22 protein-coding genes, 2 tRNA genes and 1 pseudogene are annotated in these 24,884 nt (G+C 59.6%); 13 read left to right on the forward strand and 12 right to left on the reverse strand.

Annotated features, from left to right (window positions below):
- The first annotated feature begins 2 nt into the window (after positions 1–2).
- The 3 genes from priA to ACVWYZ_RS02270 all read left to right on the forward strand — a co-directional run bounded on the left by priA (position 3) and on the right by ACVWYZ_RS02270 (position 3,454).
- On the forward strand, positions 3–2,441 hold the full coding sequence (gene priA, locus ACVWYZ_RS02260) for a primosomal protein N' (RefSeq protein WP_457465794.1): 2,439 nt from the start codon (positions 3–5) through the stop codon (positions 2,439–2,441).
- 96 nt (positions 2,442–2,537) lie between these two features.
- Positions 2,538–2,909 (forward strand): YtxH domain-containing protein, encoded by a 372-nt coding sequence (locus ACVWYZ_RS02265; RefSeq protein ID WP_414409151.1) that lies wholly within the window; start codon positions 2,538–2,540, stop codon positions 2,907–2,909.
- Complete coding sequence (locus ACVWYZ_RS02270; protein WP_457465796.1) at positions 2,906–3,454, forward strand: hypothetical protein; 549 nt, start codon at positions 2,906–2,908, stop codon at positions 3,452–3,454. The genes ACVWYZ_RS02265 and ACVWYZ_RS02270 overlap by 4 nt, the downstream gene beginning before the upstream one ends.
- Here the strand turns inward: ACVWYZ_RS02270 and metG are convergent.
- On the reverse strand, positions 3,451–5,007 hold the full coding sequence (gene metG / locus ACVWYZ_RS02275) for a methionine--tRNA ligase (protein WP_457465797.1): 1,557 nt from the start codon (positions 5,005–5,007) through the stop codon (positions 3,451–3,453). The two genes, ACVWYZ_RS02270 and metG, sit on opposite strands and share 4 nt — an antisense overlap.
- 88 nt (positions 5,008–5,095) lie before the next feature.
- On the opposite strand from metG, the gene ACVWYZ_RS02280 reads away from it, so the two are divergent.
- From ACVWYZ_RS02280 to ACVWYZ_RS02295, 4 genes are all read left to right on the forward strand, one after another.
- Complete coding sequence (locus ACVWYZ_RS02280; RefSeq protein ID WP_457465798.1) at positions 5,096–6,967, forward strand: FAD-dependent oxidoreductase; 1,872 nt, start codon at positions 5,096–5,098, stop codon at positions 6,965–6,967.
- A 65-nt stretch (positions 6,968–7,032) separates the two neighbouring features.
- Positions 7,033–7,323 carry a hypothetical protein gene (locus tag ACVWYZ_RS02285; protein ID WP_457385869.1) on the forward strand — a complete coding sequence of 97 codons (291 nt, stop codon included), beginning with the start codon at positions 7,033–7,035 and terminating at the stop codon, positions 7,321–7,323.
- Positions 7,324–7,413: 90 nt separating this feature from the next.
- Entirely contained in the window at positions 7,414–8,664 is a 1,251-nt protein-coding gene (locus ACVWYZ_RS02290; RefSeq protein WP_457465799.1) for an ATP-binding protein, read from the forward strand.
- A 14-nt stretch (positions 8,665–8,678) separates the two neighbouring features.
- Positions 8,679–10,763, forward strand: a complete 2,085-nt coding sequence (locus tag ACVWYZ_RS02295; RefSeq protein ID WP_457465800.1) for a hydantoinase/oxoprolinase family protein — start codon at positions 8,679–8,681, stop codon at positions 10,761–10,763.
- 308 nt (positions 10,764–11,071) lie between these two features.
- Here the strand turns inward: ACVWYZ_RS02295 and ACVWYZ_RS02300 are convergent.
- Positions 11,072–11,144 (reverse strand) — tRNA-His (locus tag ACVWYZ_RS02300).
- Between the two features lie 68 nt (positions 11,145–11,212).
- Here ACVWYZ_RS02300 and ACVWYZ_RS02305 point away from each other — a divergent pair.
- Positions 11,213–12,013: a photosystem II S4 domain protein gene (locus ACVWYZ_RS02305; protein ID WP_457465801.1), complete on the forward strand. Its 801-nt coding sequence runs from the start codon at positions 11,213–11,215 to the stop codon at positions 12,011–12,013.
- A gap of 210 nt (positions 12,014–12,223) precedes the next feature.
- Here the strand turns inward: ACVWYZ_RS02305 and ACVWYZ_RS02310 are convergent, their stop codons facing one another.
- From ACVWYZ_RS02310 to ACVWYZ_RS02320, 3 genes are all read right to left on the reverse strand, one after another.
- A complete protein-coding gene (locus ACVWYZ_RS02310; protein WP_457465802.1) occupies positions 12,224–13,135 on the reverse strand; it encodes a homogentisate phytyltransferase in 912 nt (303 codons plus the stop codon).
- Between the two features lie 8 nt (positions 13,136–13,143).
- A complete protein-coding gene (locus ACVWYZ_RS02315) occupies positions 13,144–13,632 on the reverse strand; it encodes a YceD family protein (protein ID WP_414381600.1) in 489 nt (162 codons plus the stop codon).
- 89 nt (positions 13,633–13,721) lie between these two features.
- Positions 13,722–14,333: a Jag family protein gene (locus ACVWYZ_RS02320; RefSeq protein ID WP_457385859.1), complete on the reverse strand. Its 612-nt coding sequence runs from the start codon at positions 14,331–14,333 to the stop codon at positions 13,722–13,724.
- 79 nt (positions 14,334–14,412) lie between these two features.
- On the opposite strand from ACVWYZ_RS02320, the pseudogene ACVWYZ_RS02325 reads away from it, so the two are divergent.
- Positions 14,413–14,596 (forward strand): annotated as a pseudogene (locus ACVWYZ_RS02325) (hypothetical protein); the annotation flags it as partial.
- An 86-nt stretch (positions 14,597–14,682) separates the two neighbouring features.
- On the opposite strand, the gene yidC reads toward ACVWYZ_RS02325, so the two are convergent.
- Positions 14,683–15,873 (reverse strand): membrane protein insertase YidC, encoded by a 1,191-nt coding sequence (yidC, locus tag ACVWYZ_RS02330; RefSeq protein ID WP_457465803.1) that lies wholly within the window; start codon positions 15,871–15,873, stop codon positions 14,683–14,685.
- A 224-nt stretch (positions 15,874–16,097) separates the two neighbouring features.
- On the opposite strand from yidC, the gene ACVWYZ_RS02335 reads away from it, so the two are divergent.
- Both ACVWYZ_RS02335 and ACVWYZ_RS02340 read left to right on the forward strand, forming a co-directional pair.
- Positions 16,098–16,169: transfer RNA gene (locus ACVWYZ_RS02335), tRNA-Asn, on the forward strand.
- Positions 16,170–16,452: 283 nt separating this feature from the next.
- Positions 16,453–16,971: an inorganic diphosphatase gene (locus ACVWYZ_RS02340; protein WP_414331173.1), complete on the forward strand. Its 519-nt coding sequence runs from the start codon at positions 16,453–16,455 to the stop codon at positions 16,969–16,971.
- A gap of 6 nt (positions 16,972–16,977) precedes the next feature.
- Here the strand turns inward: ACVWYZ_RS02340 and ACVWYZ_RS02345 are convergent, their stop codons facing one another.
- The 3 genes from ACVWYZ_RS02345 to rimP form a co-directional block, all read right to left on the reverse strand.
- A complete protein-coding gene (locus ACVWYZ_RS02345) occupies positions 16,978–18,594 on the reverse strand; it encodes a B12-binding domain-containing radical SAM protein (protein ID WP_457465805.1) in 1,617 nt (538 codons plus the stop codon).
- A 293-nt stretch (positions 18,595–18,887) separates the two neighbouring features.
- Entirely contained in the window at positions 18,888–20,261 is a 1,374-nt protein-coding gene (nusA, locus tag ACVWYZ_RS02350) for a transcription termination factor NusA (protein ID WP_457465807.1), read from the reverse strand.
- Positions 20,262–20,396: 135 nt separating this feature from the next.
- Positions 20,397–20,867, reverse strand: coding sequence for a ribosome maturation factor RimP (gene rimP, locus ACVWYZ_RS02355; protein ID WP_011433822.1), 471 nt, complete (start codon positions 20,865–20,867; stop codon positions 20,397–20,399).
- A 301-nt stretch (positions 20,868–21,168) separates the two neighbouring features.
- Here rimP and ACVWYZ_RS02360 point away from each other — a divergent pair, with 301 nt between their 5' ends.
- Positions 21,169–21,684, forward strand: coding sequence for a TIGR02652 family protein (locus ACVWYZ_RS02360; RefSeq protein WP_011433824.1), 516 nt, complete (start codon positions 21,169–21,171; stop codon positions 21,682–21,684).
- A 64-nt stretch (positions 21,685–21,748) separates the two neighbouring features.
- Here the strand turns inward: ACVWYZ_RS02360 and ACVWYZ_RS02365 are convergent, their stop codons facing one another.
- Both ACVWYZ_RS02365 and ACVWYZ_RS02370 read right to left on the reverse strand, forming a co-directional pair.
- The gene (locus tag ACVWYZ_RS02365; protein WP_414417711.1) at positions 21,749–22,387 is read right to left on the reverse strand and encodes a class I SAM-dependent methyltransferase; all 639 of its coding nucleotides are present in this window, start codon (positions 22,385–22,387) and stop codon (positions 21,749–21,751) included.
- Between the two features lie 41 nt (positions 22,388–22,428).
- Positions 22,429–23,292, reverse strand: a complete 864-nt coding sequence (locus ACVWYZ_RS02370; RefSeq protein ID WP_414373853.1) for an arginase family protein — start codon at positions 23,290–23,292, stop codon at positions 22,429–22,431.
- Between the two features lie 243 nt (positions 23,293–23,535).
- On the opposite strand from ACVWYZ_RS02370, the gene ACVWYZ_RS02375 reads away from it, so the two are divergent.
- A complete protein-coding gene (locus tag ACVWYZ_RS02375; RefSeq protein ID WP_457385725.1) occupies positions 23,536–23,961 on the forward strand; it encodes a photosystem I reaction center subunit II PsaD in 426 nt (141 codons plus the stop codon).
- Between the two features lie 167 nt (positions 23,962–24,128).
- On the opposite strand, the gene ACVWYZ_RS02380 is transcribed toward ACVWYZ_RS02375, so the two are convergent.
- Positions 24,129–24,737: a peroxiredoxin gene (locus ACVWYZ_RS02380; protein WP_414357471.1), complete on the reverse strand. Its 609-nt coding sequence runs from the start codon at positions 24,735–24,737 to the stop codon at positions 24,129–24,131.
- Positions 24,738–24,884: the final 147 nt, after the last annotated feature.

Raw genomic sequence — 24,884 nt, forward strand, 5'->3', positions numbered from 1 at the left:
CCGTGTTGCAGCCTGTGCCTCCCCGCTGGCTGGAAGTGTGGGTGGATCATCCCCATTTGGGGGGTTGCTTTACCTATCGTGTGCCAGAGGGATCCGCGCCAGAAGCGGGCGACCTGCTCAGCGTACCCTTTGGTCAGCAAATGGCGGGGGCAGTGGCCTTGGGTTGGCGCTCCGAGCTGCCGGCAGGGGTGGATCCGCAGTCGGTGCGGGAGATCGAGGCGGTGGTGGCCAAAGGGATCCTGCCCAAAGAATTCTGGCCCCTGCTGCAGCGGGTGGCCGACTATTACCTCACCCCTCTGGCCCAGGTGGTGCGCACGGTATTGCCCCCCGGCTTGCTCAGCCGTTCTCAGCGGCGTGTCCGCTTGCTCAGGCTCCCTGCCGAAGGGGAGGAATGTTCGCCGGCTGCCCAAACCCTGCTGCAGCTGCTTCAGGCCAAAGGGGGAGAGCTGTCTTGGCGCTATGTGCAACAGCAGGTGCCCACTGCCGCCCTCGCCCTGCGGGAACTGCAGCGACGGGGTTGGGTGGAGAGCTTTTGGCAGGAGCAACAGGGGGGCAGGGTGAAAACCCAGCTGGCCGCCAGTCTGGCCGACGACTCCCCAGAGGGGCTGAGCCTCCCTCAGCAGAAGGCGCTGCAGATCCTCAAGCAGAAGGGGGGAGAGCTGCTGCTCGCCGAGTGGGAGCGCCTGGCAGGAGTGAGCCGAGCGGTTCTGCAGGGGTTGGCCCGCAAAGGCCGTGTCCACCTCTACGAGCGCCCACTGCTGCGGCTGGGAGATGCCAGCCTGCCGGGGTGGCGGGATCCGCCCAGGCCCTTGACGGCCGCCCAGGCCCAGGCGGTAGAGGCGATCCGGCAAGCTTTGGGCCGGTTCCAGCAGTTTTTACTGCACGGGGTCACCGGTTCTGGGAAAACGGAAGTGTACCTGCAGGTGATCGCCCAGGTGCTGCAGCAAGGGCAGTCGGCGCTGGTGCTGGTGCCCGAGATCGGCCTTACCCCGCAACTGATGGATCGGTTTCGGGCGCGGCTGGGATCCCAGGTGTGGGCCTACCACAGCGGCCTCTCGGAAGGCGAGCGCTACGACACCTGGCGGCAGATGCTGTCCTCCACCCCCCAAGTGGTGATCGGCACTCGGTCGGCGGTGTTTGCCCCCTTGTCCAAGCTGGGCCTGATCGTTTTGGACGAAGAGCACGACGACAGCTTCAAGCAGGATCAGCCCCAGCCCTGCTACCACGCCCGGCAGGTGGCCGAGTGGCGGGCCGAGCTGGCCGGTTGTCCCTTGGTCTTGGGCAGTGCGACCCCGGCAGTGGAGACCTATGCTGCCCATCTGCAGGATCCGCAGCGGTGGATCCGGCTGGCCCTGCCGCAGCGCATCCCCCAAGCTGGGATCCCGGCCACCCTGCCCCAACTGGAGCTGGTGGACATGCGCCAGGAGCTCCAAGCCGGCAACCGCAGCATCCTCAGCCGCCGTCTACACCAGGCCCTGCAGCAGACGCTGGACAGAGGGGAACAGGCTATTCTCTTTGTCCCCCGCCGCGGCCACAGCACCTTCGTCTTGTGCCGTAGCTGCGGGTTTGTCCTCACCTGCGAGCATTGTGATGTTTCTCTCACCTTTCATCTGGCCCATCTCGGCGGGCAGGAACTGCGCTGCCACTACTGCGGCGCCCGCCAACCCCATCCGCAGCGCTGCCCCGCCTGTGGATCCCCCTACCTCAAGCACTTCGGCACCGGCACCCAAAAAGTGGTGGAAGTGCTGCACCAGCATTGGCCGCAGCTCTCAATTTTGCGCTACGACAGCGACGCCACCCGCCGCAAGGGATCCCATCGCGATTTGCTGGAGCAGTTTCGCAGCGGCAAGGCCCAGGTGCTGGTGGGCACGCAAATGCTCACCAAAGGGCTGGACATACCCCAGGTAACCTTGGTGGGCGTGATGGCCGCCGATGGGCTGTTGCACCAAGCCGACTATCGCGCCGGCGAGCGCAGCTTTCAACTGCTCACCCAGGTGGCAGGGCGCTCGGGCCGGGGATCCCTGCCAGGACAGGCGATTATCCAGACCTATCTGCCGGAGCACCCAATTTTGAGGGCGGTGCTGGCCCAAGATTACGAGGGCTTCTTGCGGGCAGAACTGCAACAACGGCGAGAGGGGGGCTATCCTCCCCACCGAGCTTTGATTTTGATCCGCTTGAGCAGCACCCGCCTGGAAGCCCTGGAGCGCTACTGCCATCGGGTGGCCGAACGCCTACAGGGGATCCCAGCAGAGGTGTTGGGGCCGGGGCCAGCTCAGGTGGAGCGGGTTGCCGGACGCTACCGCTGGCAGATCCTGCTGAAGCAACTGCCCGACCAAGATTGGGATCGCCCGAAGCTGGCTGCCCAGATTCAGGCCGCCATTGGCCATCTCCCCCAAGGGATCCGCGTCAGCATAGATGTGGATCCCCTGCGGATTCTCTAGGGGCGGTCGGCGAAAGCAGAGAGCCCAGAGATCTAGAGAGATCTTGAGGTAGTCTAGTTTCGGGGCCACCCGTATCCAACTCAACTCTGGCAAAGCATGGCTGAAAACCGGACTGGTGCGTTTATCGGTGGGCTGTTGCTGGGAACTGCTGTGGGCACCGCCATCGGCCTGCTCTTGGCTCCCCGCAGCGGACGGGAAACGCGGCGACTGCTGAAGAAATCGGCAGAGGCCCTGCCAGAGGTAGCAGAAGATGTGACCAGCAGCCTGCAGTACCAATCGGAAAAGCTGCTCGACTCCGCCCAAAAAAGTCTGGACGAGGCCCTGCTGAGGCTGCAACAGGCGGTGGCGGTGGGCAAAGAGGCGATGCTGCAAAAGCGACAAGAACTGAGCCAAGCCCAAAACCGCAGCGTCCTGGCCAGGGAAGAAGCGAACTTAGAAGCCCAAGATCGACAGGAAGAAGCGCGATGACCGATCCGGTATTTTGGCTGGGCCTCTCGGTAGGTCTGGTGGCAGTGGGCATTTTGGCGGTGATCCTGACCCTGCTGCCCGCCGTCATCCAACTGGGTCGAGCCGCTCAAAGTGTAGAACGCTTTTTCGATACCCTGCTGCGGGAATTGCCGCCCACACTGGAAGCCCTGCGCCTGACCAGCCTGGAAGTGAGCGAGATTGCTGACAGCCTCGACGAAGGGGTGAAAGGGGCCGGGCAGGTGGTGAAGCAGGTCAACCGCTCCATCGAAGGAGCACGCACCCAAGCCCGTGGCGCCCAGGTCAATATCCGCAGCCTTTGGGCAGGGGTACGGGCAGCTTGGCAGACGCTGTCCGGCGAAGTGCCCTCCCCTGCTGGCGCGATTCATAACCCGCGGCTGCGCCCATCCGACCCGTCCAACCGTGCTTTCCCCGTCGCTTCCTCAACCATTCCCCTGGGGGATGTTCGCCCTTTTGCCGACAGATCCACACCAGAGGGATCCCAGCCCGATGCCCAATCTTCCCGACCGGATCCTGCCAATTCTTAGGCGCTCCTCAGGATTCTCTGAAAGACGGGCGTGGGGGGCTGGGGTTCTTGCCCAGGGGGAAGCTGACCCCAGGTAGCATCCGGATCCCAGCGCAGTTGCGTGATGTCGGTGAGGGAGAACCCCAGTTGCTGCAGGATCTTGAGGCTGAGAGCGGGAATGAGGGGCGAGAGCAGCACTGCCACCCAGCGCACGCTTTCCAGAACGGCATAGAGGATCTGGGCCACCCGTTCCCCCTGCCCTTGTTTGTGCAGCGTCCAAGGGGCCTGCTCATCTAGGTATTTGTTGCTGGCCTGGGCCAAGCTGAGGGCCTTGCGGGCGGCAGAGCCGGGATCCATCCCCTCGTAGGCCGCGGCCACCAGAGGGGCAAGGGTCTCGGCCAAGGTTTTGAGAGGGTGGTCAGCCGGGATCCCAACTGCGGGAATGCGGTAGTCCGGTTGATATTTCTTGAGCATGGTGAGGGTGCGGTTGAGCAAGTTGCCCAGGTCGTTGGCCAGATCGGCGTTGAGCACGTCAACGAAGCGGCCCTCGCTGAAATCGCCATCCTTGCCCAGCTCGATTTCCGTCAGAAAGTAGTAGCGCACGGCATCGGCGCCGTACTGGCGCACCAGCTCAAAGGGATCCACTGTGTTCCCCAGGCTTTTGCTCATCTTGAGGCCATCCTTGGTGAGAAAGCCGTGGCCAAACACCTGCTTGGGCAGGGGCAGACCTGCGGACATGAGCATGGCCGGCCAGTAAATGGCGTGGAAGCGGACAATATCCTTGCCCACCAGGTGGACATCCGCAGGCCAGTAGCGGCGTAGGGCATTTGCCAAGGTGGGCTCGTCGTCAGGATCCAAAGCAGCACTGATGTAGTTGATGAGGGCATCAAACCAAACATAAAGGGTTTGGCCGGGATCCGCCGGAAAAGGGATCCCCCAGGAGACACTAGGGCGAGAGATGGAAAAGTCCCGCAGGCCCTGCTTGACAAAGTTAATCACCTCATTGCGGCGGCTTTCTGGTTGGATAAACTCCGGCTGCTCGGCATAGAGGGCTTCCAGCTTTTCCTGGTAGCGGGAGAGGCGAAAAAAGTAGTTTTCTTCATCTTTCCACTCCACTTTCTTGGTGGGGTGCAGAGGGCAAAACCCACCTTCTAGCAGCTCCGCCTCGTCTTTAAACTCTTCACAGGCAACGCAGTACCACCCCTGCTGCCGCCCAACGAAAATATCCCCCTGATCCCAAACCCGCTGAAAAAACTCCCGCACAATGGCCTTGTGGCGAGGGTTGGTGGTGCGGATAAAGCGGTCGTAGCGGATGTCTAGCAACTGCCAAAGCTGGGCAAACTGAGCCGCAATCTCGTCACAGTGCTGCTGAGGGGGAATGCCGCGCTCTTCGGCGGTGCGCTGGATCTTCTGGCCGTGCTCGTCAGTTCCCGTCACCATCAGCACATCCTTGCCCCGCAGGCGATGGTAACGGGCAATGGCATCCGCCACCAGGGTGGTGTAGGCGCTGCCGATGTGGGGAGCGGCGTTGACGTAGTAGATGGGGGTGGTGATGACAAAGGTGGAATCCGGCATGAGCATCCGCAAGGCTTTCTCCCATGATAGAGGTTGCCGGAAAGTCCAAAAGGCTAAGCCAGAGCGTGGGTGGGGAGAGGCTCATTCGATGAAACTTCAGGTCAACCTTCTGGGGTGGAGCGGTGTGGCGTTGGGAGCAGGGATCCTGGGCGCCGGAGCGGCTCTGGCCCAGCCCTTGCCGGAAACCCGGATCCCCTGTGAGATTTTCATCGCCGGGGGTGGGCTGGGGGGGGTGGCGGCGGCCTATGACGCGCTGCAACTGGGCCGGCAGGTGTGCATGACGGAGATCAGCGATTGGATTGGGGGGCAGGTGAGCGCCCAGGGAGTCTCCGCTTTGGACGAGCGACCCCTGCAACGAGAAAATGACATCTTCCCCAAAGGCTACAGCGAGTTTCGCCGGCGGGTACGGGAAAAATACGGCGGCGATCCCAATCCGGGCAAATGCTGGGTGAGCGTGCTCTGCTTTTCCCCTCAGGTGGGCCATCAGGTTATCCGGGAGATGTTGGATCCCTATCTGCAGTCGGGGCAGTTGCGGCTGTTCACCGAGACGGTAGTGAAGGATTTGGAGATCAAAGACTCTCAGATCCGCAGTGTGCAGGCCATTCGTAACATCCCCAAACACGCCGGCGTGGAGCCGGAGCAGCGGGGGGATTTGTCCACCTATCTCCTGGACTTTTACCGCCTGGAGCCCACCGACGACTGGGACAAGGAGATCCTGCGCTTTGAGCCGCCGCCAGAACGCCAAGACAAAACCCTGCCCTGGGTGGTGATCGATGCCACCGAAACCGGCGAGCTGCTGCCCTTGGCGCGGGTGCCCTACCGCCTGGGAACCGATGGCCAAAGCCGCTGGGAACCCAGCTCCAAGCCCTACGTGGATCCCTACTGTACCCAGGGCTTCACCTACACCTTTGTCATGGAGCGCTTCCCCGTGCCGCAGGTGCCGGTCAAGCCGGAGTTCTACAACGATCCCCTGCACGGCCCCTACTACAGTTACGAACACCCTCGCTTCAACTTTGCGCTGATCTTCACCTACCGCCGCATCCGGGGGCAGGTGTTCGGCTTTGGGGAAGAGGCCATTCGGGTGGGGGATCAGTCAATGCAAAACTGGACTTGGGGCAACGACTGGCGCATCACCGGCCCGGAGATGAACCTCATCCTCACCCACGAGCAGTTGCAGGCTTCAGGCCAGTTGGATCCCGGCGGCTGGATGGGGGGCTTGCGGGTGGAAGCCCTGCGGCGGGGCGAGCAACATGCCAAGGGCTTTTTCTACTGGCTGGTGGCGGGAAGGACAGATTTTCTCCTGCAGCAGGAGGATCCCAACTTTCAAAAAGACTTCTACTTGCGCTATGCCTACCTACGGGGGCCCAATACCCCCATGGGAACTGCCAGCGGCCTCTCCAAGTACCCTTATATCCGCGAGTCACGGCGCATCATCGGTCGCCCCAGTGGGGCCTACCCGCAGGGATTTACCATCTACGAGTCGGATATCACCACGCGGGAATCGGAGTTGAATCGTGGTCGCCCCTTTATCTTCTACGACTCAGTGGGGGTGGGCCAGTACCCCATCGACTTTCACGATTGCCTGCTGCCGGGTTTTTCCCTGCCCCCCAGCAACAACAAAGACGCGCAGGCCCCCAGCTACCCTTACCAGATCCCCCTGCGGGCTCTGATCCCCCAGCGCATTGACAATCTGCTAGCCGGCAACAAAAACATCGCCACCAGTCGCATCGCCAGCGCTTCCTACCGGGTGCACCCCGTGGAATGGGCCATTGGCACCGCCGCCGGCCACACGGCCCACTTTGCCCTAGAACGGGATCTGATCCCGGCGGCGATCGTGGAGGAGCCGCTTTTGGATTTGCGGCTGTTGCCAGCTCTCCAGGCCCAAATCCAGAGCTTGGGCAACCCCATTCAATTTCCTGGCACCACCATTACCGCCACCGATTGGGCCCAATCCCGCTAGCCTAGAAAGGCAGGGTTGGGAGTTGACCGGTGGATCCCGTTGGGGTTGGACTTGTGGGCTGGGAGATGCTTCGCCCCTCTTTATGGGCCGCCACGGCTCTGTGGGGCTTAGGGCTAATGTGGGGGTTTTCGCCGCTGCATCACAAGCTGCAGGAGAGCTGGGAAAAGCAATTGCTATGGGATCCCAGTGGAGCTTTGGCTTCCTTGCTGAGCACCCTTCCCTTTTTGCTGGCAGCAGGCTTGGTGGTAGCCCTGACGGAGATCTCCTTGGGCAAAAGCTGGGCCGTCTCCTGCGGCCTGATCGCCTGCGTCGGCGGAGGCCTCTATGAACTGGGCCGGCGGGACAATGCCAGGTAACTCAAGCGCTCCGTGTTGTTAACGCAACTACCCCCAGTCTCCTCCCCTAGGGAGCGGATAAGCAACGCCAAGTTAGAGCGGCTTCAAGCGATGACCCCCCTCCAAGAAGCAGCAGAAGCAGCGGCCAAGCTGCTGGTATTCCGGGACATCTGCACCCACCCCCCAGCCCTAGCCTGGCAGGAGCTAATCCAGCAGTTGATGAGTGGGGATCCCCTGCCGTGCTGGAGGGCCTACGGGCGCTGGTTTGAGCTTTTGGCCCGGCAGGGCCTGAGCTGGCGGCAATGGCTGATCCGGGAGATCCGCTGGGCCGATAACCCCTTTGCCCGTGCAGCGCTGCGATCCCAAGGGATCCCAGAGCCTCTTATGCAGGCGGCCCGCCACGACCTGCGCTGTCTGCAAACCCTAGCGGACAGTCAGGAGACCATTGCCGAGCAGATGCAGGCGTTGGGGTTCGGGATCCCCTGGCCCGATGGGGAAACCGATAGCGCTGGCTGGGATCCCCGCCCTTTTGCCGATTGGGGCCTGAGCCTGGAGGACTTGATTGCCCACTATCGCCGAGAAGGGGTGGGAATCTGTGCTCGCTACTGGGCCTTTCGCTGGGGGGCATCAGGGCTGCAAGGGATCCCCGCTCCCGATCTGCCTGACTGGGAGGAGATTTACAGCTACGAACGGCAGAAACAGCAGTTGGCGGCCAACACCGAAGCCCTGCTGCGGGGGGATCCGGCTTTGCATGTGTTGCTCTACGGGGCGCGGGGCACCGGCAAGTCTTCTCTGGTGAAGGCGTTGTTGCGCCGCTACGGCCCGCAGGGGTTGCGCCTATTGGAGCTGAGGCGAACAGACTTGATTCAGTTGCCGGAAATTTTGGCAGAGCTGCGGGCGCAGGTGTTGCCTTTTATCTTGTTTGTGGATGATCTCTCCTTTGAGGCAGAGGAAACCGAGTTCAAGCAGCTCAAGGTGCTCCTGGAGGGAGATCTCGTCGCGCCGCCCCTCAACGTGCGCCTTTATGCCACCAGCAACCGCCGCCATCTCATCCGCGAGTTTTTCGGCGACCGACCCAATCCCCAAGATCAAGAAGTTCACGCCTGGGATACCGTACAGGAAAAGCTGTCGCTGCGGGATCGCTTCGGCCTCACCCTCACCTTCACCCCCTTCACCCAGGGAGATTACCTGGCAACCGTAGAACACTTGGCCCAGCGGCTGGGTTTCACCCAATCTCTGGATGCCCTGCGCCGCCAGGCCTTAATCTGGGCCCAACAGCAAAACGGCTTTTCCGGTCGCACTGCTCGCCAGTTCTTGGATGCCGTTCGGGCAGGGCTGGTGAAGGACAGCGATGGACTATAGAAGCGATAGAAGCCATGGTCGCGTCAGCGTTGGGTAGCAACATCGATCCGGCCAATCTGGATCAGACGGAAGCAAGCCGCAGCTTGGCCCGCTTGGGGATCGATGTGGGGGGCACCTTTACCGATCTGGTGCTCCTGCGCGACGGCCAGATTCAGACGGCGAAGGTGCTGTCTACCCCCAGCCCTGAGGAGGGAGTCTTTGCGGCGCTGGACAAGCTGGGGGTGCTCTGGGTTGACCTCTTCTGTCATGGCATGACGGTAGCCACCAACGCGCTGCTGGAGCGCAAGGGATCCCCCACCCTGTTTTTGACCACGGCGGGCTTTCGGGATGTGCTGGCCATTGCCCGTCAAAACCGCCCCTCTCTGTATGACCTGACGCAGCCCAAGCCGGAGCCAGTGGTGCCCCGCCACCATTGCCTGGAGGTGAAGGAGCGCTGCAGCGTGGGTGGAGTGTTGGAGCCGCTCACCGATGCCGAAATCCGGCGGGTGGTGCAGGAGGTGGGGGAACGGGTGCAGCGGGATGGGATCCGCGCTATTGGGGTGGGGTTTTTGTTTTCTTTTCTCTACCCGGAGCACGAACAGCGGCTGGGGACGGCCTTGCGGCAGGCTTTTCCCGATCTGCACCTTTCCCTGTCTTGCGAGGTGGCGCCGGAGTTCCGCGAATACGAGCGCTTCAGCACCACCGCCATCGATGCCTACCTCAGCCCGGCATTGGCGGGCTACCTGCACCGCTTGGCCCAAGGATGTCGGGAGCGAGGGATCCCCCAACCGTTGATCATGCAGTCTTCCGGCGGGGTGACCTCCATTGCTCAGGCGGCGGCCCATGCTTCGGTGGCTTTGCTCTCAGGGCCGGCAGGCGGGGTTTATGGGGCGGCCTATCTGGGTCGGCTGAGTGGCTACCCCCACTTGCTCAGCTTCGATATGGGGGGAACCAGCACAGATGTGGCCTTGATCCAAGATGGGATCCCCCAGGTTACTCCCGCAGCGGTGGTGTGCGGCTTGCCCGTGCAACAGCCCCAAATTGACATCCACACCGTCAGTGCCGGCGGCGGATCCCTGGCCTATTTGCTGCCCGGCGGTGGGCTCCAGGTGGGGCCAGAGAGTGCCGGATCCAACCCCGGGCCGGCCTGCTACGGTCGGGGGGGAACAGCTCCGACGGTTACCGATGCCAACCTCTGGCTGGGGTACCTGCCGGATGGCGGGCGGCTGGGCGACTCGGTGCAGCTACGGCGGAGGCTAGCGGAACAGGCTATTGCCACGCTGGCGGATCCCTTGGGCTTGAGCTTGCAGGAAACTGCCGTTGGCATTCGCACCTTGGCGAATGTCGCCATGTCGCGGGCCTTGCGGGTGATCAGCGTGGAGCGGGGTTTGGATCCCGCCGATTTTGCCCTGTTGGCCTTCGGCGGAGCCGGGCCCATGCATGCCTGTGCTTTGGCAGAAGAGCTGGGCATCCGCACGATCTTGATCCCGGCTGCCTGTGGGGTGCTCTCGGCGCTGGGAATGGCTTTGGCAGATCTGCGGCGAGACTATCGGCGGGCCATCCTCCAACCTCTGCGGCAGCTCACGTCCGCTTCAGGGGGATCCCTGCTGGCCCAATGGGCAGAACCCCTGATCCGCCAGGCCCAAGCCGATCTGCAGGAGCCGGCGTTGCACTTCAGCTTGGACTTGCGCTATCGCGGCCAGTCTTTTGAGTTGGAGATCCCGGTGCAGTTGTCAGATCCGATTCCTCATCTGGAACAGCAGTTTCACCAGGCCCACCAACAACGCTATGGATGGCAAGATTCAGCCCAGCCGGTGGAGGCAATTCAGTTGCGTCTCCAGGCGGTGCAGGCCCTACCCACCGTGCCTTTGACCGCACCCCCCCCCTTGCCAGGGGATCCCCTCAAGGGTCGGCGAGAGGCATGGTTTGGGGGCAGGATGTGCTCGGTGCCGGTCTACGATCGGCAGCGCATGGATGTGGGGTTTCAACTGCGCGGGCCGGCAATTGTCGAGATGCCGGAGGCAACTGCGGTGATCGAAGCCGATTGGACGGGGGTCATTGACGAAGTGGGAACCCTAATCTTGAGCTGTGTTCGCGATAGCGGGACAAAGTCCTGGTGAGTCCATCCGCAAGCAGAGCGTCATGGTCATTTCGATTCAAACTAGGATACTGTGCCCACACCCAAAACGTTGCTCGCGTCGGCGTTGCGGAGCAATAATGCAGGGGGCCAGAAGCTCACCCTAACCTGAAAGACCACAGCAGAGCTTGTTTTGAGAGGGAGAGGCAGGTGCTCCAGATCACCTTGACGAATACCTTCACGATTTTTGCGTCCAGATGGGGTGTTGTCTGTTTTCGTTTGTCAGGGTCTAGATAGATGGACTGGCCTCTGTGGCCCTGTCCTGACTGAATTTTCCTGATTCCGCTCAAGGGCGGACGATGGGACTCGAACCCACGAATGGAGGATCCACAATCCTCTGCCTTAACCGCTTGGCTACGCCCGCCGTGATTCCGGCTATCTAGCTTAGCATGGGAAAAACGGGACTGAACCACAGAGGTCGAAGCACCCCAAATGCTACCCAGAGCCGATTTGTTGCGAGGGGCAGAGCATCGAGAAACCTTGGCACGGGTCTTGGATTTGGGAGAGCAAGCTCTCAAAACCTGGCAAGTGGTCTGGAGCGACTTCCTCTCGCCACCGGAAATAGCAGAGGTGCAAGCTCGGCTGTGCAACTTGACCGAACTACAAGTGTGGGCTTGGGGAGGGTACCCTCAAGCAGAGCGCCAACGCATAGCCCTGGCCCGCTCTGAGGTGGGTCTGGATGTCCGGGATCCAAAGTCCGACCCAGAAGGGATCCCATTGGCCGCCATTCAGATTCAAGGCAACTTTCTCTTCGACCCGGCCACCCACCGCGATTTTCTGGGAGCCCTGTTGGCGTCCGGCATCGCCCGCGAGAAAGTGGGAGACATCCTTGTGTTGGGAGACTCAGGCGCCCAGGCCATCGTTGTGCCCGAAATGGTGGACTACCTCGCCCTAAACCTGACGCAGGTGCGCACAGTGCCTGTCAAAGTGAGCCGGATCCCCCTGGGCCAGTTGAACATTCAGCCCCCCCGCGTCAAATCCATCACCAGCATAGAAGCCTCTTTGCGCTTGGATGCGGTAGCCTCAGCTGGGTTTGGCATCTCCCGCAGCAAGATGGTGGAAGAAATCCAACGGGGGGAAGTGCGGGTCAATTGGAAGCCCATTACCCAAGCCAGCTACACCGTTGGCCCTCAGGATTGGATTGCCATTCGAGGTCGGGGTCGGCTGCAAATCGAAGAGGTAGCCGAAACGAAAAAAGGCCGCTTTCGAGTGCAAATGACGCGGTATCTCTAGATTTTTTCCTGTCTGAGTTTGGGGAGATCGTTATGCTCATTTTGGTTCAAACTAGGATACTGTGCCCACACCCGAAACGTTGGTCGCGTCAGTGTTGTAGAGCAATAATGCATAGGGCCAGAAGTCTTTTCAAGGACTCCGTCCCGCTGGCGCGATCAGTAGCTCAGGTGTCCACCCTAATTTGAAGCGACTGCAGCTTCAAGAAATGCTCTAGAAAAAAGAGAAAAAGGCCCAAGGGTAAAGCAAATACTCCAAGTAAAACAACTTCCAGATCAGTTGATAATAGCCAACGATCGCATCTCGGCGGTTGAGATCCAGATGGACACCATAGCCCAAGAGGATCCCCAGCCCCAACACATGGCCCACCAACAGCCAGAAGCCGTTGCCCGCAAGGAGAAAGGAGATTCCCACCCCGATAAATCCCAGATAGCACAAGGCCAAAATGCCGATACAAAACCTTGAGATCCGCTCTGGCCCAAAGCGCAGCGAGAAGGTGGCAATGGCAAACTGGCGATCCCCTTCCATGTCGGGAATATCTTTGAAAAGGGCGATCACCAGCCCAAAAATCGACATAAACCCCGTCAGCCAAACAATCGCAGCCGAAAGCTCGACCCTTCCCTGCATCACCTGCTGAAAATGGCTGTAAAGGCCCAAATTGACGATCAAGCCGCGCACGCTGTAGATGCAAGCCGAGGCCGCCAGCGGAAAACGCTTCAACCGCAAGGGGGGCAGCGAATAGGCCGTGCCGATCCCATTGCTCAAAAGCACCGTCAGCAGCAGGTAGGGGATCCCGGCCATGGCCAGTAGGACGGACGCCGCTCCACAACCCACGACGATCCCCACCCCCTGTCGCCAACTCAGGGATCCAGCAGCTAAGGGCAAATGGGGTTTGTTGATGCGGTCGATTTCAATATCCGTCAGTTGATTCAAGCCGACGATGTAGACATTGGCCGCCAGACAGGCCGCCCAAGCCCAGACCAGGTGGGGTAGTGCGGAGAGAACCGGTTGCAGGGATCCGGCAGCCACAAACCCCGCCAACAGGTAGAGGCCCACCACGCTGGCGCTGGTGCCGTAGACGGTGTGGGGTCGAGCAAAACGCCAGAGAACTTGTGGGCGCAACATCAAAAAAGCTAGGGAGAGTCTTCCAGGAGAGAAGCTAGGGCTGCCCAGCGGGGATCCGCCGTTGGTGCTGTAGCTTCCACCGCAATGCCCGGACAATCGGGACGGCAGGGCAACTGGCGGGGCATCTCCAAATGCAGGTGCTGGTACATCCAGTCTTCGACATCCAGCTCACCATTGGGGGGCAGGCTCTCCAGCAGATCTTCTTCGTCTTGCAATTCCAGCTCCAAGGGGAGAGGTTCGGGATCCCGAATCAAAATGATCTCCTCAACTTCCAGGTGCAGCCGGTGGTTGAACTGCTGTAGGCAGCGGTGGCAGGTGAGGGTGACAATGGTACGAGCTTCAGCACTCACTTCGAGAAAATGGCCCCGATGGCTGACTTCCAGGGATCCCTCCACAGGGGTCAAACTCTCAAAGCCCGAAAAAAACTGCCTAAACTGCAATTCTTGGGTTTGACCGGGCATCTGCCGCAGATCCGATAGACGAATTGGCCTCAGCATGGCACCCCCCTTCACGCGTTTTGGGTAGCAGGGATCCCTGTCGTCACCGTAGCAAGAGGGCCAACTTGTTCCCAGCCCTCTGCCCACTCTCAAGATGGGGAAGCTGCCCGACGGATAACCAAGCGCCGGTCGGGCTCTTTGCCACGGCTGAAAGTTTCCAGATCGGCATAGGCAGGGTCATTCAAGAGAGTATGAATTTGCCGACGCTCGGCAGCCGAGAGATCGGGAAACTCGTATTCCCGGCCAGTGGCCCTCACCTTTTCCACAGCAGCGGCAACCAAAACCTTCAGCTCCTGCAAACGCCGCTGCCGATAGCCGTCCAAATCCAAAATGTAGGGCTGCTGCTGGTCTTCCGGCTGGTTCAGGTTGAGAAGGGTGTTGGCCAGGTACTGCAACGCATCCAGCACCACGGGGGAGCGATCCTCCTCTTGAGGGGAATCTCTGGAAGATGGAGAGGGCAAGGGGGGGGCTTTCGCCAACAGCAGCCGCTTCTGAGCTGGGGTCAAAGAAGACGCCTCGATTTCCAGCACCTCCCCCACCACCCGCACCGCCGCTGGGATCCCCATAGCCGCCAGCACCTGCTGTAACCACTGCCTGGCTCGCTCTTGATTGGCCGCAAAGGTGGACTTGTTTGGCGAAGGGGCAACGGTTCCCTCAGATTTCTTAGCAGCAGATCCCGTAGAAGACTTAGGACGGCTCATCCTGGGCAGCTTCCAACTTTGAAGAGCATGACTCTAGTCAATAATAAGCTCAACTATACTGAAAATAATGTATAATATGTTCAGTACGGATTACTACCAGTTGATCTTTCTGTTTACTTTCGAGTCTGCCAACATGGTAGCCAAAGCAAAGCAGAAAATTGGTAGTAAGACGACACGGAAACTGCGCTTTGGGTATTCTACTCAAAGCTTTGCGGGATACCGCCATTCTGGTTGGAAACAAACAGAATGCTATCGCTGCATAGTTGAACAGTGATGTTCAGCAGTGTTCAGCGTAAATGTATCAGGTATCAACACTCCACCACAAGTCCACCCCAACAGCGAGGATCCCCTAGGGCTCAAAGGGCAAGGATTCCCGTCCCTCCTTGGCTGCTCTGGGCTTGGTCGATTTCTCCACTTCCTTGGCCTCCACCGTGATCGTCTGGGCAGCCCGACGACGCTCCTCTTCCACCAATTGCTGCAAGTTCTCCGGCAACGGCTCCCGCGAGAGCAGGAAGGTCTGCACCGTTTGGAAGATGTTAGAGACGAGGATGTAGAGCAAAACCCCTGCCGGCAGAGGGAAGAACAGGAACATCGCCGAGAACAGCACAGGGGTGATCCGAGCCATGGAACTTTGGCTGGGATCCTCTTTGCCGGTATCCTGTCCGGCATTGGTTAGGTACTGGTTCAGGTAAATGGACACCCCAAAGATGACGATCATGGCGATGATATCCCAGTGGATGGTGCCATCTTCGTCGAAGGCCCCCACACGGCCCAACTTGTCGATGAACAGAAAGCCGGTGTCAGAGGCCAAACCGGGAATGGACACCTGCACGGTCACATCCCCCGGCTGCAGAGCCAGCAAGGTGCCATCCGGCTTTATCTGGGCACGATCTTCTCCTTTGGTGATCTTCCAGGTGGGCTGTAACAGACTGGGATCCCCGCCCGCTTCGGCCACCAACTGCTCAAAAGGTTTGCCCCCCGGCCCTTGAAGCAAAAATTGCACCTCTTCCCCGACGGCAATCTTGGTGCCTTTGGGTTCCACCAACACCACCGGCTTGTGAAGAGAGTCGGTGACAAAAATGTTCTTGCTGGGGCTGACGTAGGGAGCTGGTACCACCTCAGCCGCCACTTCCGCCGGCAGGATCTGCAAGTTGACATCGTAGGTTACTGCCGCAAAAGGGGATCCCCGCAGGGTGGCAAACAGGGCAAACAGCACTGGCATTTGAATGAGCAGTGGCAGGCAGCCCCCCAAGGGATTGGCCCCCAGCTCGCTGTAAAGCTTGGCCTGGGCTTCCCGAAGCTTCTGCGGGTCGTCTCGGTATTTCTCCTGGAGTTCTCGCATCCGCCGCTGCATCACCGGGCTGATCACCTTCATGCGCCGCATGTTGCGGATGGATCCCACATTGAGCGGGTAGAGGGCAAAGCGGATCACCAACGTCAGGAAGATGATGGCCAGTCCATAGCTGGGCACGATCCCATAGAAAAAATCCAGGATCGGCAGCATGACGTTGTTGGAGAGAAATCCGACTCCGAAGTCCATGAGGGGCGCTGGCAAATGTCCGTAACCATTGTAATGGCTTCCGTTCGGTTGACGAGGGCGTTTTCAGGGTTTGTCCCCTGGATCCGTCAGATAGACCTGAGAAAGGCGAGCAATTGAGCAAAATCAAGCCCGCTCCACTGAACAGGGATCCCAAGGCCAAACCAGAACCCCTCATCGGCAGTTGCCTAGCAGTCCTTTTTTCCCCTATGATGAGAAACGCTTGATCCTCGGTAGCTCAGCGGTAGAGCGGTCGGCTGTTAACCGATTGGTCGCAAGTTCGAATCTTGCCCGGGGAGTATGTCTGATCCAATCAAGGAAGCCGGATCCGGAACCCTATCCTTCCAGGCGGCTCTGGGCCTGCTGAGGGAAAGGGGGAGAGAAAACCCAGTCTCCCATCTCGTCGAGGAAGATGCGACGCTAAGCCAGACGTGGAGAAAATAATGTGAAGCAATGTGAAGGCGGCTAAGGGTTTCGTCCCGCCTGTTCCCGGCAAGTGTCAAGAGTCTCTGTCCTTTGGGGCAAGGAGTATGTCAGAATACCCTCTGGCTGTCTATTCCCAATCCGAGGGTGCTTGCTGTGATCGACCTGTCGCGGATCCCTGCCCAACCCAAGCCCGGCCTGCTCAACCTCTTGATTGAGATTCCCGGCGGCAGCAAAAACAAGTATGAGTTTGACAAAGACATGGGAGCAATGGCGCTGGATCGGGTGCTCTACTCCTCGGTGCAGTACCCTTATGACTACGGCTTTGTGCCCAACACGCTGGCCGGGGATGGGGATCCCTTGGATGGCTTGGTGATCATGGATCAGCCCACTTTCCCAGGGTGTGTGGTCACGGTGCGACCCTTGGGCATGTTGCAGATGATCGATGGCGGGGATCCGGATGAGAAGCTGCTGTGTGTGCCTGCTAAGGATCCCCGCTATGCTGCAGTGACCAAGCTGGAAGACATCGCCCAGCACCGCCTGGATGAGATCGCGGAGTTTTTCGCCACCTACAAGCGCCTGGAAAAGAAAGAAACCCAGATCTTGGGCTGGAAAGGCTTGGCCGAAACCGAGGCGGTCATTGCCAGCAGCATTGCGGCCTGCAAACAACCCCAATAGACATCTCTAAGGGATGCGAACAGAAAGAGCTTCCTGGCGATGTTGCAACAGTCGCTCCAGGGTGAGGGGCCCTTCGATGTGTTGCCAAGGCAAGGGATCCCCTGGATCCCAGTGGCTGTGCACGTAGTAGTCTAGGGGCGGCAGTTGCCCTTTAAGCTCTTTGAAAGCGCGCCGGTAGCTCCCCAAAGATTCGCCAAAGTCCCGCGCCAACTGCAAGACCTTTCCCACCCGCCGATCCCCTCGCGAGATGAGGGCTTGGATCACCGACCAGCTATAGCTTTCCGGGCGCAACTCCACCCCCAGGGGACGCAGGTGTTTCTGGAAAAACTGCAGTTTTTTCTCGGCTTTGGGATCCACCCCGTGCCACTGAAAAGGGGTGTGGGCTTTGGGCACAAAGGTGCTGCAACCCAGCGTCAGGCGCAGGCCGGGAGCCGCTTTTTTGAGCTCTTGGAAAAGGGCTACTGTGGCCTCCAGATCTGCCTGGGTTTCCGCCGGGATCCCTACCATGCCGTAGAACTTAATGCCCTTCAGACCTCCAGCCTGGGCGTGGGCTGCTGCTGCCAAGATTTCCGGGTTGCTTAACTTCTTGTTGATGATCTGGCGCAGTTGTTCTGAGCCACTTTCGATGGCCACCGTAATGGACTGGCTGCCCCGGCGGGAGAGTACCTGCGCCAGACGTGGGGTTACGGTAGCGGTGCGCACCGAGGCCAAACTGAGACGCACCTGCTCGAAGCGATCCTGGGCCAAGTGCTCCAGCAACTGCTCAAATTGGGGGTGCTGGGTTACAGAAGCCCCCAGCAACCCAATCCGCTGAGTGACCTGCAGCCCCCGCTCTACCGCCGGGATCAAATGCCCCTCCACATCCGCCACCCGGAAAGGCAGGGTGAGATAGCTGGCCAGGCAAAACCGACACATCTCCGGGCAGCTGCGCACCACCTCCACCATGTAGATGCTCTCCCAGGCCGCTTTGGGGGTGACTACTGTGGAAACCGAGAGGGTGTTGCCGCGGAAGGTGTGTTTGCGAATGGAGCTAGGGATCCCGGCCACTTTGGGGAGCACCTTCTCCACCGGGCCGTCGGGCTCCCGGTATTGGGGTTCATACAAGCCGGGCACATAGATCCCTGGCACCTGCGCTAGCGCCTGCAATTTCTCAGCCCGGGATCCCTGGCGCACCTCCCGATAGACCTCGATCATCTTCTCCAGAAGACCTTCCCCATCCCCCAACAAGATCAGGTCAAAAAACTCGGCAAAGGGCTCAGGGTTGGCTGTCAGTACCGGGCCGCCGCCAAAGACCAAGGGGTGGGCTTCTTCCCGCTCCTCAGATCTGGGAGGGATCCCGTGCCGTTCCAGCAGAGCCAGGATATGGACATAATCCAGCTCCCAGGATAGGGAAAAGCCGAACAGCTCCGGCTCCCGGGGCAGGGGTTCAGCCAGATCTGTAAAGAGGCGGGAGACGGCCACATCTCGGCGGCTGGCCAGCAGACTCCAGATGACTTGATAGCCCAGGCTGGTGATCCCCACTGCGTAGGTGTTGGGAAAGGCATAGATCACCCGCACCGCGTCGGGGTCGGGCGTGGCCGGGGCAAAGAGCAACTGCTCCAGGGCAAACTCTGAACTAGCCAAGGGATCCCGCTGTGTTGGATTGAGGTTTGGGTTCTGGCTCGGAAGAGTTTTGATTTGCCTGCCGAACTTTTTTGGCTCCTGCATGCTAACAAAAGCTAGCATCTTTCACCAATGCAGATTGCCGGAACAGGGCAGTTCTGCCCAAGCAGGCAGGAAAACCCCACATGCGCCATTGCGGTCTCGGTGCAACCGCGATCCCCTGCAGCAAAACTCATTCCAAAGCCCAGACTTCCGGCAGAAGCCGCCCTCTACGAGCAAAGTGTACGGGCAAAGTGAGGGTAGAGCGTATATCATTACCCCTTCGGCTGGGCAATGTCGAACTCGGCGTCGTAGTCGAAGTCCTCGTCCTCGTCAGCCCAGTCTTCTTCCAGCCTATCGTCCCCCGCCAGCTCCTCTTCCTCCAAGCGGCGCTTTTCTTCGTATTCCTCATCCTCTAGGCCCAGAGCAGCCCGTTCGGCCCGCCGCCGGAAGCGCTCCAGTGCCGCCGGAGTGATGAAGGGATAGGGCAACCCTTGCGCTTGGGCCTCCTCCAGCGCTGCGCGGTAGCTCTCCACTTCCTTGATGTCGATTTTCCAACCGGTGAGGCGGGCTGCCAGGCGCACATTTTGCCCCTCTTTGCCAATGGCCAAACTGAGCTGGTCGCTGTTGACCAACACATGAGCTTGCTGGATTTCCGGATCCACTAGCCGCACCTCCACCACCTTGGCCGGGCTGAGGGCGTTGGCAATGTAGGTGGCAGGATCCGGCGACCAGCGGATGACATCGATTTTCTCGTTGCGCAGCTCCGCTACCACCGCCTGAATCCGGGATCCCCTCGCGCCAATACAGGCCCCCACTGGATCCACGTCCCGCTCCACCGTATCGACCGCAATCTTGGTACGTGGCCCCACATTTCGGGAAGGGGGGTTGGCCTCCCGCGCCACTGCCACAATCCGCACGATATCCTCTTCAATTTCTGGCACCTCGTTGGCAAACAGGTTCACCACCAAGCCAGCATCGGCCCGGGAAACCAAAAGCTGTGGCCCCCGCCGGGATCCCTCATAGACTTTCTTGAGATAGACCTTCATCACCGCGTTGGGAGTGTAGCGATCGCTGGCCAGCTGTTCCTTCTTGGGCAGTTCTGCTTCCACCTCAGGTTGTCCGAAACCGCTGGATACCGACATGATCACCGTCTGCCGCTCGGTGCGCAGCACCCGTGCCTGCAGTACGGTTTTTTCCAGATCGCGGAACTCTTCCTGAATCAGACGGCGCTGCTGATCCCGTAACTTTTGCGCCAGCACCTGCTTGGTTTGGATGGCCGCCATGCGGCCAAATTCCGCCTGTTGTGGGGTGACATCATCTGTGACTTCCCAGCCTACTTCGGCTTCTGGGTAATCCTGCTGCACATCGTACAGAGAGATCTCATGGTCGGGGTTTTGCACCTGCTCAACGATGGCTTTGGTGGCCAAAACGCGAAAGCCTCCTGCCTCCACATCCAACTCCACATCGAAATTGCGGAAGTGGTCTTCTGCAAAGACCACATCTCGCTGGATGGTTTTGCGGTAGCGTTCGTAGCCCTTGAGCAGCGCCTCTCGCAGAGCATCGGTGACCACATGGCGGGGCAAGTTGCGCTCCCGCGAGATCATCTCCACCATTTCCGCCAAACCCGGCAGAGGCACCATCGCCATAACCACTGTCCTCCTGCACAAACTTCGTGAAACTTGCTGTTGCCATTGCTCCACAGCGGGAACTGAACCCGCATCTCTGATGCGAAGGGAGGGCCGCACCACCTGCGGTCAAACGCTCTCTCTATCTCCGGTCTCCTAGTCAGTTTCCGATGAGAGGGCAACCCGCTGCACCGAAGCGCGGGGCAACTGGACTCGCCGCCCCTTGAGAGATAAGGCAACCCTCTCCTCATCCCGACCCAGCAGGTGTCCTGACCAGACGGCTTTGCCCTTGTAGGGCGGATCCAAGGTCACCTCCACCGCAAACCCTTTGAAAACCACAAAGTCGCGATCGCTGGTGAGAAGGTTGCTGATGCCAGGGCTGGACACCTCCAACACATACTGGCCGGGGATCAGATCCACCCGATCCAGCTCGACTTCTAAGGCTTGGCTCATGGCTTCGCAATCGGCATGGCTGGTTTCTCGGTCGGGATCCAGTGGGCGGATATCCACCCGCAGAACTGGCGGATGCTGGTTGGTGTGGAAAACCATCTGCACCAACTGGTATCCCAGTTGAGCGGCCAAGGGACGGGCCAAGCTCTCCAACTGTGGAATAAGAGGGTGAACCATAACCTACTCGTCACCAACCCGGTGCTGCAGCCAGATCCAAACCCCTTGGAGCCGGAGCTGGCAAAGGGGACAGTAAGCCCCCTCAAAAAGCAAAGAAGTGGGTACCACCCACTCCCCGTTGCTATCGCGGAGCTCCTTGAGGCTCGCCCAGAATCAGTACAGACTTCGAGCGCATCCCCCCTACCTCCCAATTTAGAAGATCTCCTCCGGTTTTGTCATGGGGATCCCCAAAAGCCAACATCTATAATGTGGACAACTGCAGATTTGCCCAGATATCCAGCCGCGTTTTGTGGGGTTCCCTATGACTGTTGCCTTTTCCTACCCGATCTTCGGCCCCAGCATTCAGTGCCCCCACTGTCGGCAAACGATTGCGGCCCTCACCCTGACCGATACCTACCTCTGCCCTCGCCATGGTGCATTTGAGGCGGATGCTGAACAAGAGGAGCTGGTACACCTGCAATCCGGACGGCGCTGGCGCTTTTGGGAAGGTCGCTGGTTTCGTCAGCACACCCACGCCGATGGGATCCGTTTTGAGATTCATGAAGAGTTGGATCGGCTGCGCATGCAAGGAATGCGAGCCACTCAGGTGATCGTGGCCGAGCGCTACCGCCAGTTGCTCACCCCTTATCTGGAGCAGGGATCCCACCGTCGTCCTGGCCCACCTCGCCTCTATGGCTTGCCCGTCAGCTTCAGCTCCCAAATCCCAGAGGATAGGGGTGGATCCCCTCAGCGCTGGCGGGTGATCAACTTTGAGCTGACCTACGAGATCGACCCGGCCATGCGGCAGCCGCAATCCCGTCTGCAACTGTGTGATTAGACTGTGTGATTAGAAAGGCGAACAGGTAGAGAGCTGTTGGAAAATTGGTGGCTGCTCAAGTCTTCTAGAACTGGAAGTTTCCTTCCGCGGCGGGAAGCGCTATGCCTTGATAGGTGTAGCCAATGAATCTCGGCTGGTCAGGCATATAAAACCGCTCCAGTTGCTCAAACCGAAACCCCGCTTCTCGGATCAACCGGGCCATATCTCGGTTGAGGTTGCAGCCATCTGCAATCACTTTTTGGAGGGGGTTGAGACGATTTTGCCATCTTTGCACCTGGGGATCCTCGCTGAGGCCGTGTTCGAGAAAAAACAGCTTTCCCCCTGCTCGCAACACCCGCCGGATTTCCCCTAAAGCCTTGGCCACATTAGGAATGCTGCACAATGTCCAGGTGCTGACCACGCTATCAAAACTCTGGCTTGGAAAAGGCAGTTCCTGGGCATCCGCCACCTGCCAATCAACGGCGATGGGAGAAGATGCAATGCGCCGACGAGCCAGGGATCCCATGCCGGGATTGGGATCTACCCCTGTGATCTTTCGAATGTGCTCTGGGTAGCAGGATAGGTTGAGGCCGGTGCCAAAACCAATCTCCAGAACGGATCCCTGCACATGGGCCAGAAGCTGCCGCCGATAGCGCTCTATCCGTTCTCCCGAGAGGGCCAGATCCAACAGTTGCGGGAAGATCACTCGGCGATAGAGGTTCATGCAACCATTCCCAGATATTCAGGCATTCATCTTTGAGCAGCTTAAACCGTCTGGGCAGGTTGCGGTTGAGCGGTCACCTTCAGGGAGTGGAGGGCATAGCAGGCCAGCAACCAATTGAGCAGGCGGGCCACCACGCGAGCAGTTTGCCGTGTTGCGGATCCCACCGCCACCCCTCCCAGCGAAAGGCCAACCACAGGACGAGCAGCAAAGATGGCCTCACAGGTCTGCAACAGTTGCGGCCAACTCACCCCCCCTGGCTCTGGGTGATGCACCGCGGGCGCCAAGGAAGGATCCAACACACTGCAGTCCACCACCAAAAACACCGGTTGATCCGGCAAAGAGGCCACCACCTGCTGGGGATCCCAGCCATCTTGGGCCCAGAATATTGGGCTGTGGTGGGCTTTCAGCCATGCGTAGGCCCGCGCACTGCCGCTGCGCAACCCCACATGGATCACCGGCAGCATGTGCTGATAGAGCAACTCCACCCAGGCAGCACTGCCATAGCTTGTATCTTGATCCGGCTGGGTCATCTCTGGGGGCGGCATCAGGTTGGCATGAGCGCTGCAATGCACCACACTCAGAGTTGGGTAGTGCTTCCAGAGGGCACGAATGGCCCCCCAACTGGCAGCCAAGACCGAAGGCAACAGCACCGGCCATTGTTGTCGTCTCCAAGCTTGAGTCACCGCCGCCTCACACATGCCGTAGGGAGGCTCATCCACCAGCCCCGGCAACTGCGCCACCGCCAGCTTATCCACATCGATCCCCAACCTCGGCTCGAAGGCACACAGCTCTGAACCGGCGTTGAGAATGGCCATTGGAGCCTGAGTGTCGTGGCCAAAGGCGGTGGGGATGAGAATGACCCTGGCATTGGATTGCGAGCTGGGATGGAGTGACCACTGAGCCATGGGCGCTATTCCTTTTCCAGAAAGCTGTGGGTCTCCGGCTTGTTCTATGGTGGCCTACAGGGCGCCCAGGGATCTGTCTGAGGGCCAGCCAGTCTGCTACGAAAGATTACAGTTCCCAGGCGGAACTGGGGCCAAAAATCGAGTCAGTGGTAGATTCAAAGTGCTTCGCGCCGCAAACCGCGGTTTGGACAAGGCAAACCACCGCAAACCACAACGAGTTGAGAAAGGTAGACTATGGCTGTGATGGAAGGCGATCCTCGTCAGGGAGCAAAGCTGCCTCTATTTGGGGGATCCACCGGGGGGCTGTTGAGCGCAGCCGAAACCGAAGAAAAATACGTCATCACCTGGACGGGCAAGCCGGGGCAGGTGTTTGAAATGCCCACCGGCGGCGCTGCTGAGATGGTGGAAGGCAAAAACTTTCTCACCTTTGCCCGCAAAGAGCAGTGTTTGGCGCTGGGTGCCCAGTTGAGATCCGACTACAAGATCAACGACTACCAGATCTTCCGCATTCCCGCGGGGGGGGAGCCTGTGTTGGTGCATCCCAAAGACGGCGTCTTTCCCGAGAAGGTCAACGAAGGCCGCGAGCCCATCGGCAAAGTGGATCGCAACATCGGCAAAAACAAGGAGCCGATTACCTACAAGTTCACCGGCGGGAAACCCTGGGATTGAACTCCCCACAGCTTCGCTCCCTACTGGGTTTCAGGATCCCCTAGCAAGGTTGGGGGATCTTTTGCTTGCCTGTTTTCGACAAAAAAGCTCCAGCCCACCTTGAGCTGAAGCTACGCCCGGAAGCGCTGGGGATCTCCTATATGTAGCCAGGGATCCCAGGGGCCAACCTACTTGGCAATCGCCGCGAAGAACTCCTTGGATTTCACCGGGTCGGGATTCATGGTTTTCTGGCCGGGCTGCCAGTTGGCCGGGCAAACTTCGTCGGGGTGAGATTGCACGTATTGGATGGCTTGCAGGGTGCGCAAGGTTTCATCCACACTACGGCCAAAGGCCAGGTTGTTAATGGTGGCGTGCTGGATGATCCCTTCTTTGTCGATGATGAACAGGCCGCGCAGCGCCACACCGGCCTCCGGATCCAGAACATTGTAGGCAGCGCTGATCTCCTTTTTCAGGTCAGAGACCAGAGGATACCTTAGCTCGCCCACCCCTCCGGCTTTGCGGTCGGTCTGGATCCAGGCCAAGTGAGAGTATTCGCTGTCCACCGAGACGCCCAGGATCTCGGTATCCAGCTTGGCAAAGTCGTCATAGCGGTCGCTAAAGGCCGTGATCTCCGTTGGGCAGACAAAGGTGAAGTCCAAGGGGTAGAAGAACAGCACCACATACTTCTTACCCCGGTAGTCGGAGAGCTTCACCGTCTTGAATTCCATGTCATAGACGGCGGTGGCCGAAAAATCGGGAGCAGCTTGGCCAACCCGCAGACATCCTTCCTGAGACATCAATCCACGCTCCTTGCGGTAAAGTGCAAACGTAAACCAAACCTAACATACCATACTCATAATGAGTTTGTCTTAATCCGAGGGCTAGGGAGGGATCCCAACTGCCGGGATCCGGATAATGCCCATTTTTCCATGCTGATCGGCTCA

The organism is Thermostichus sp. MS-CIW-37, assembly GCF_054060065.1.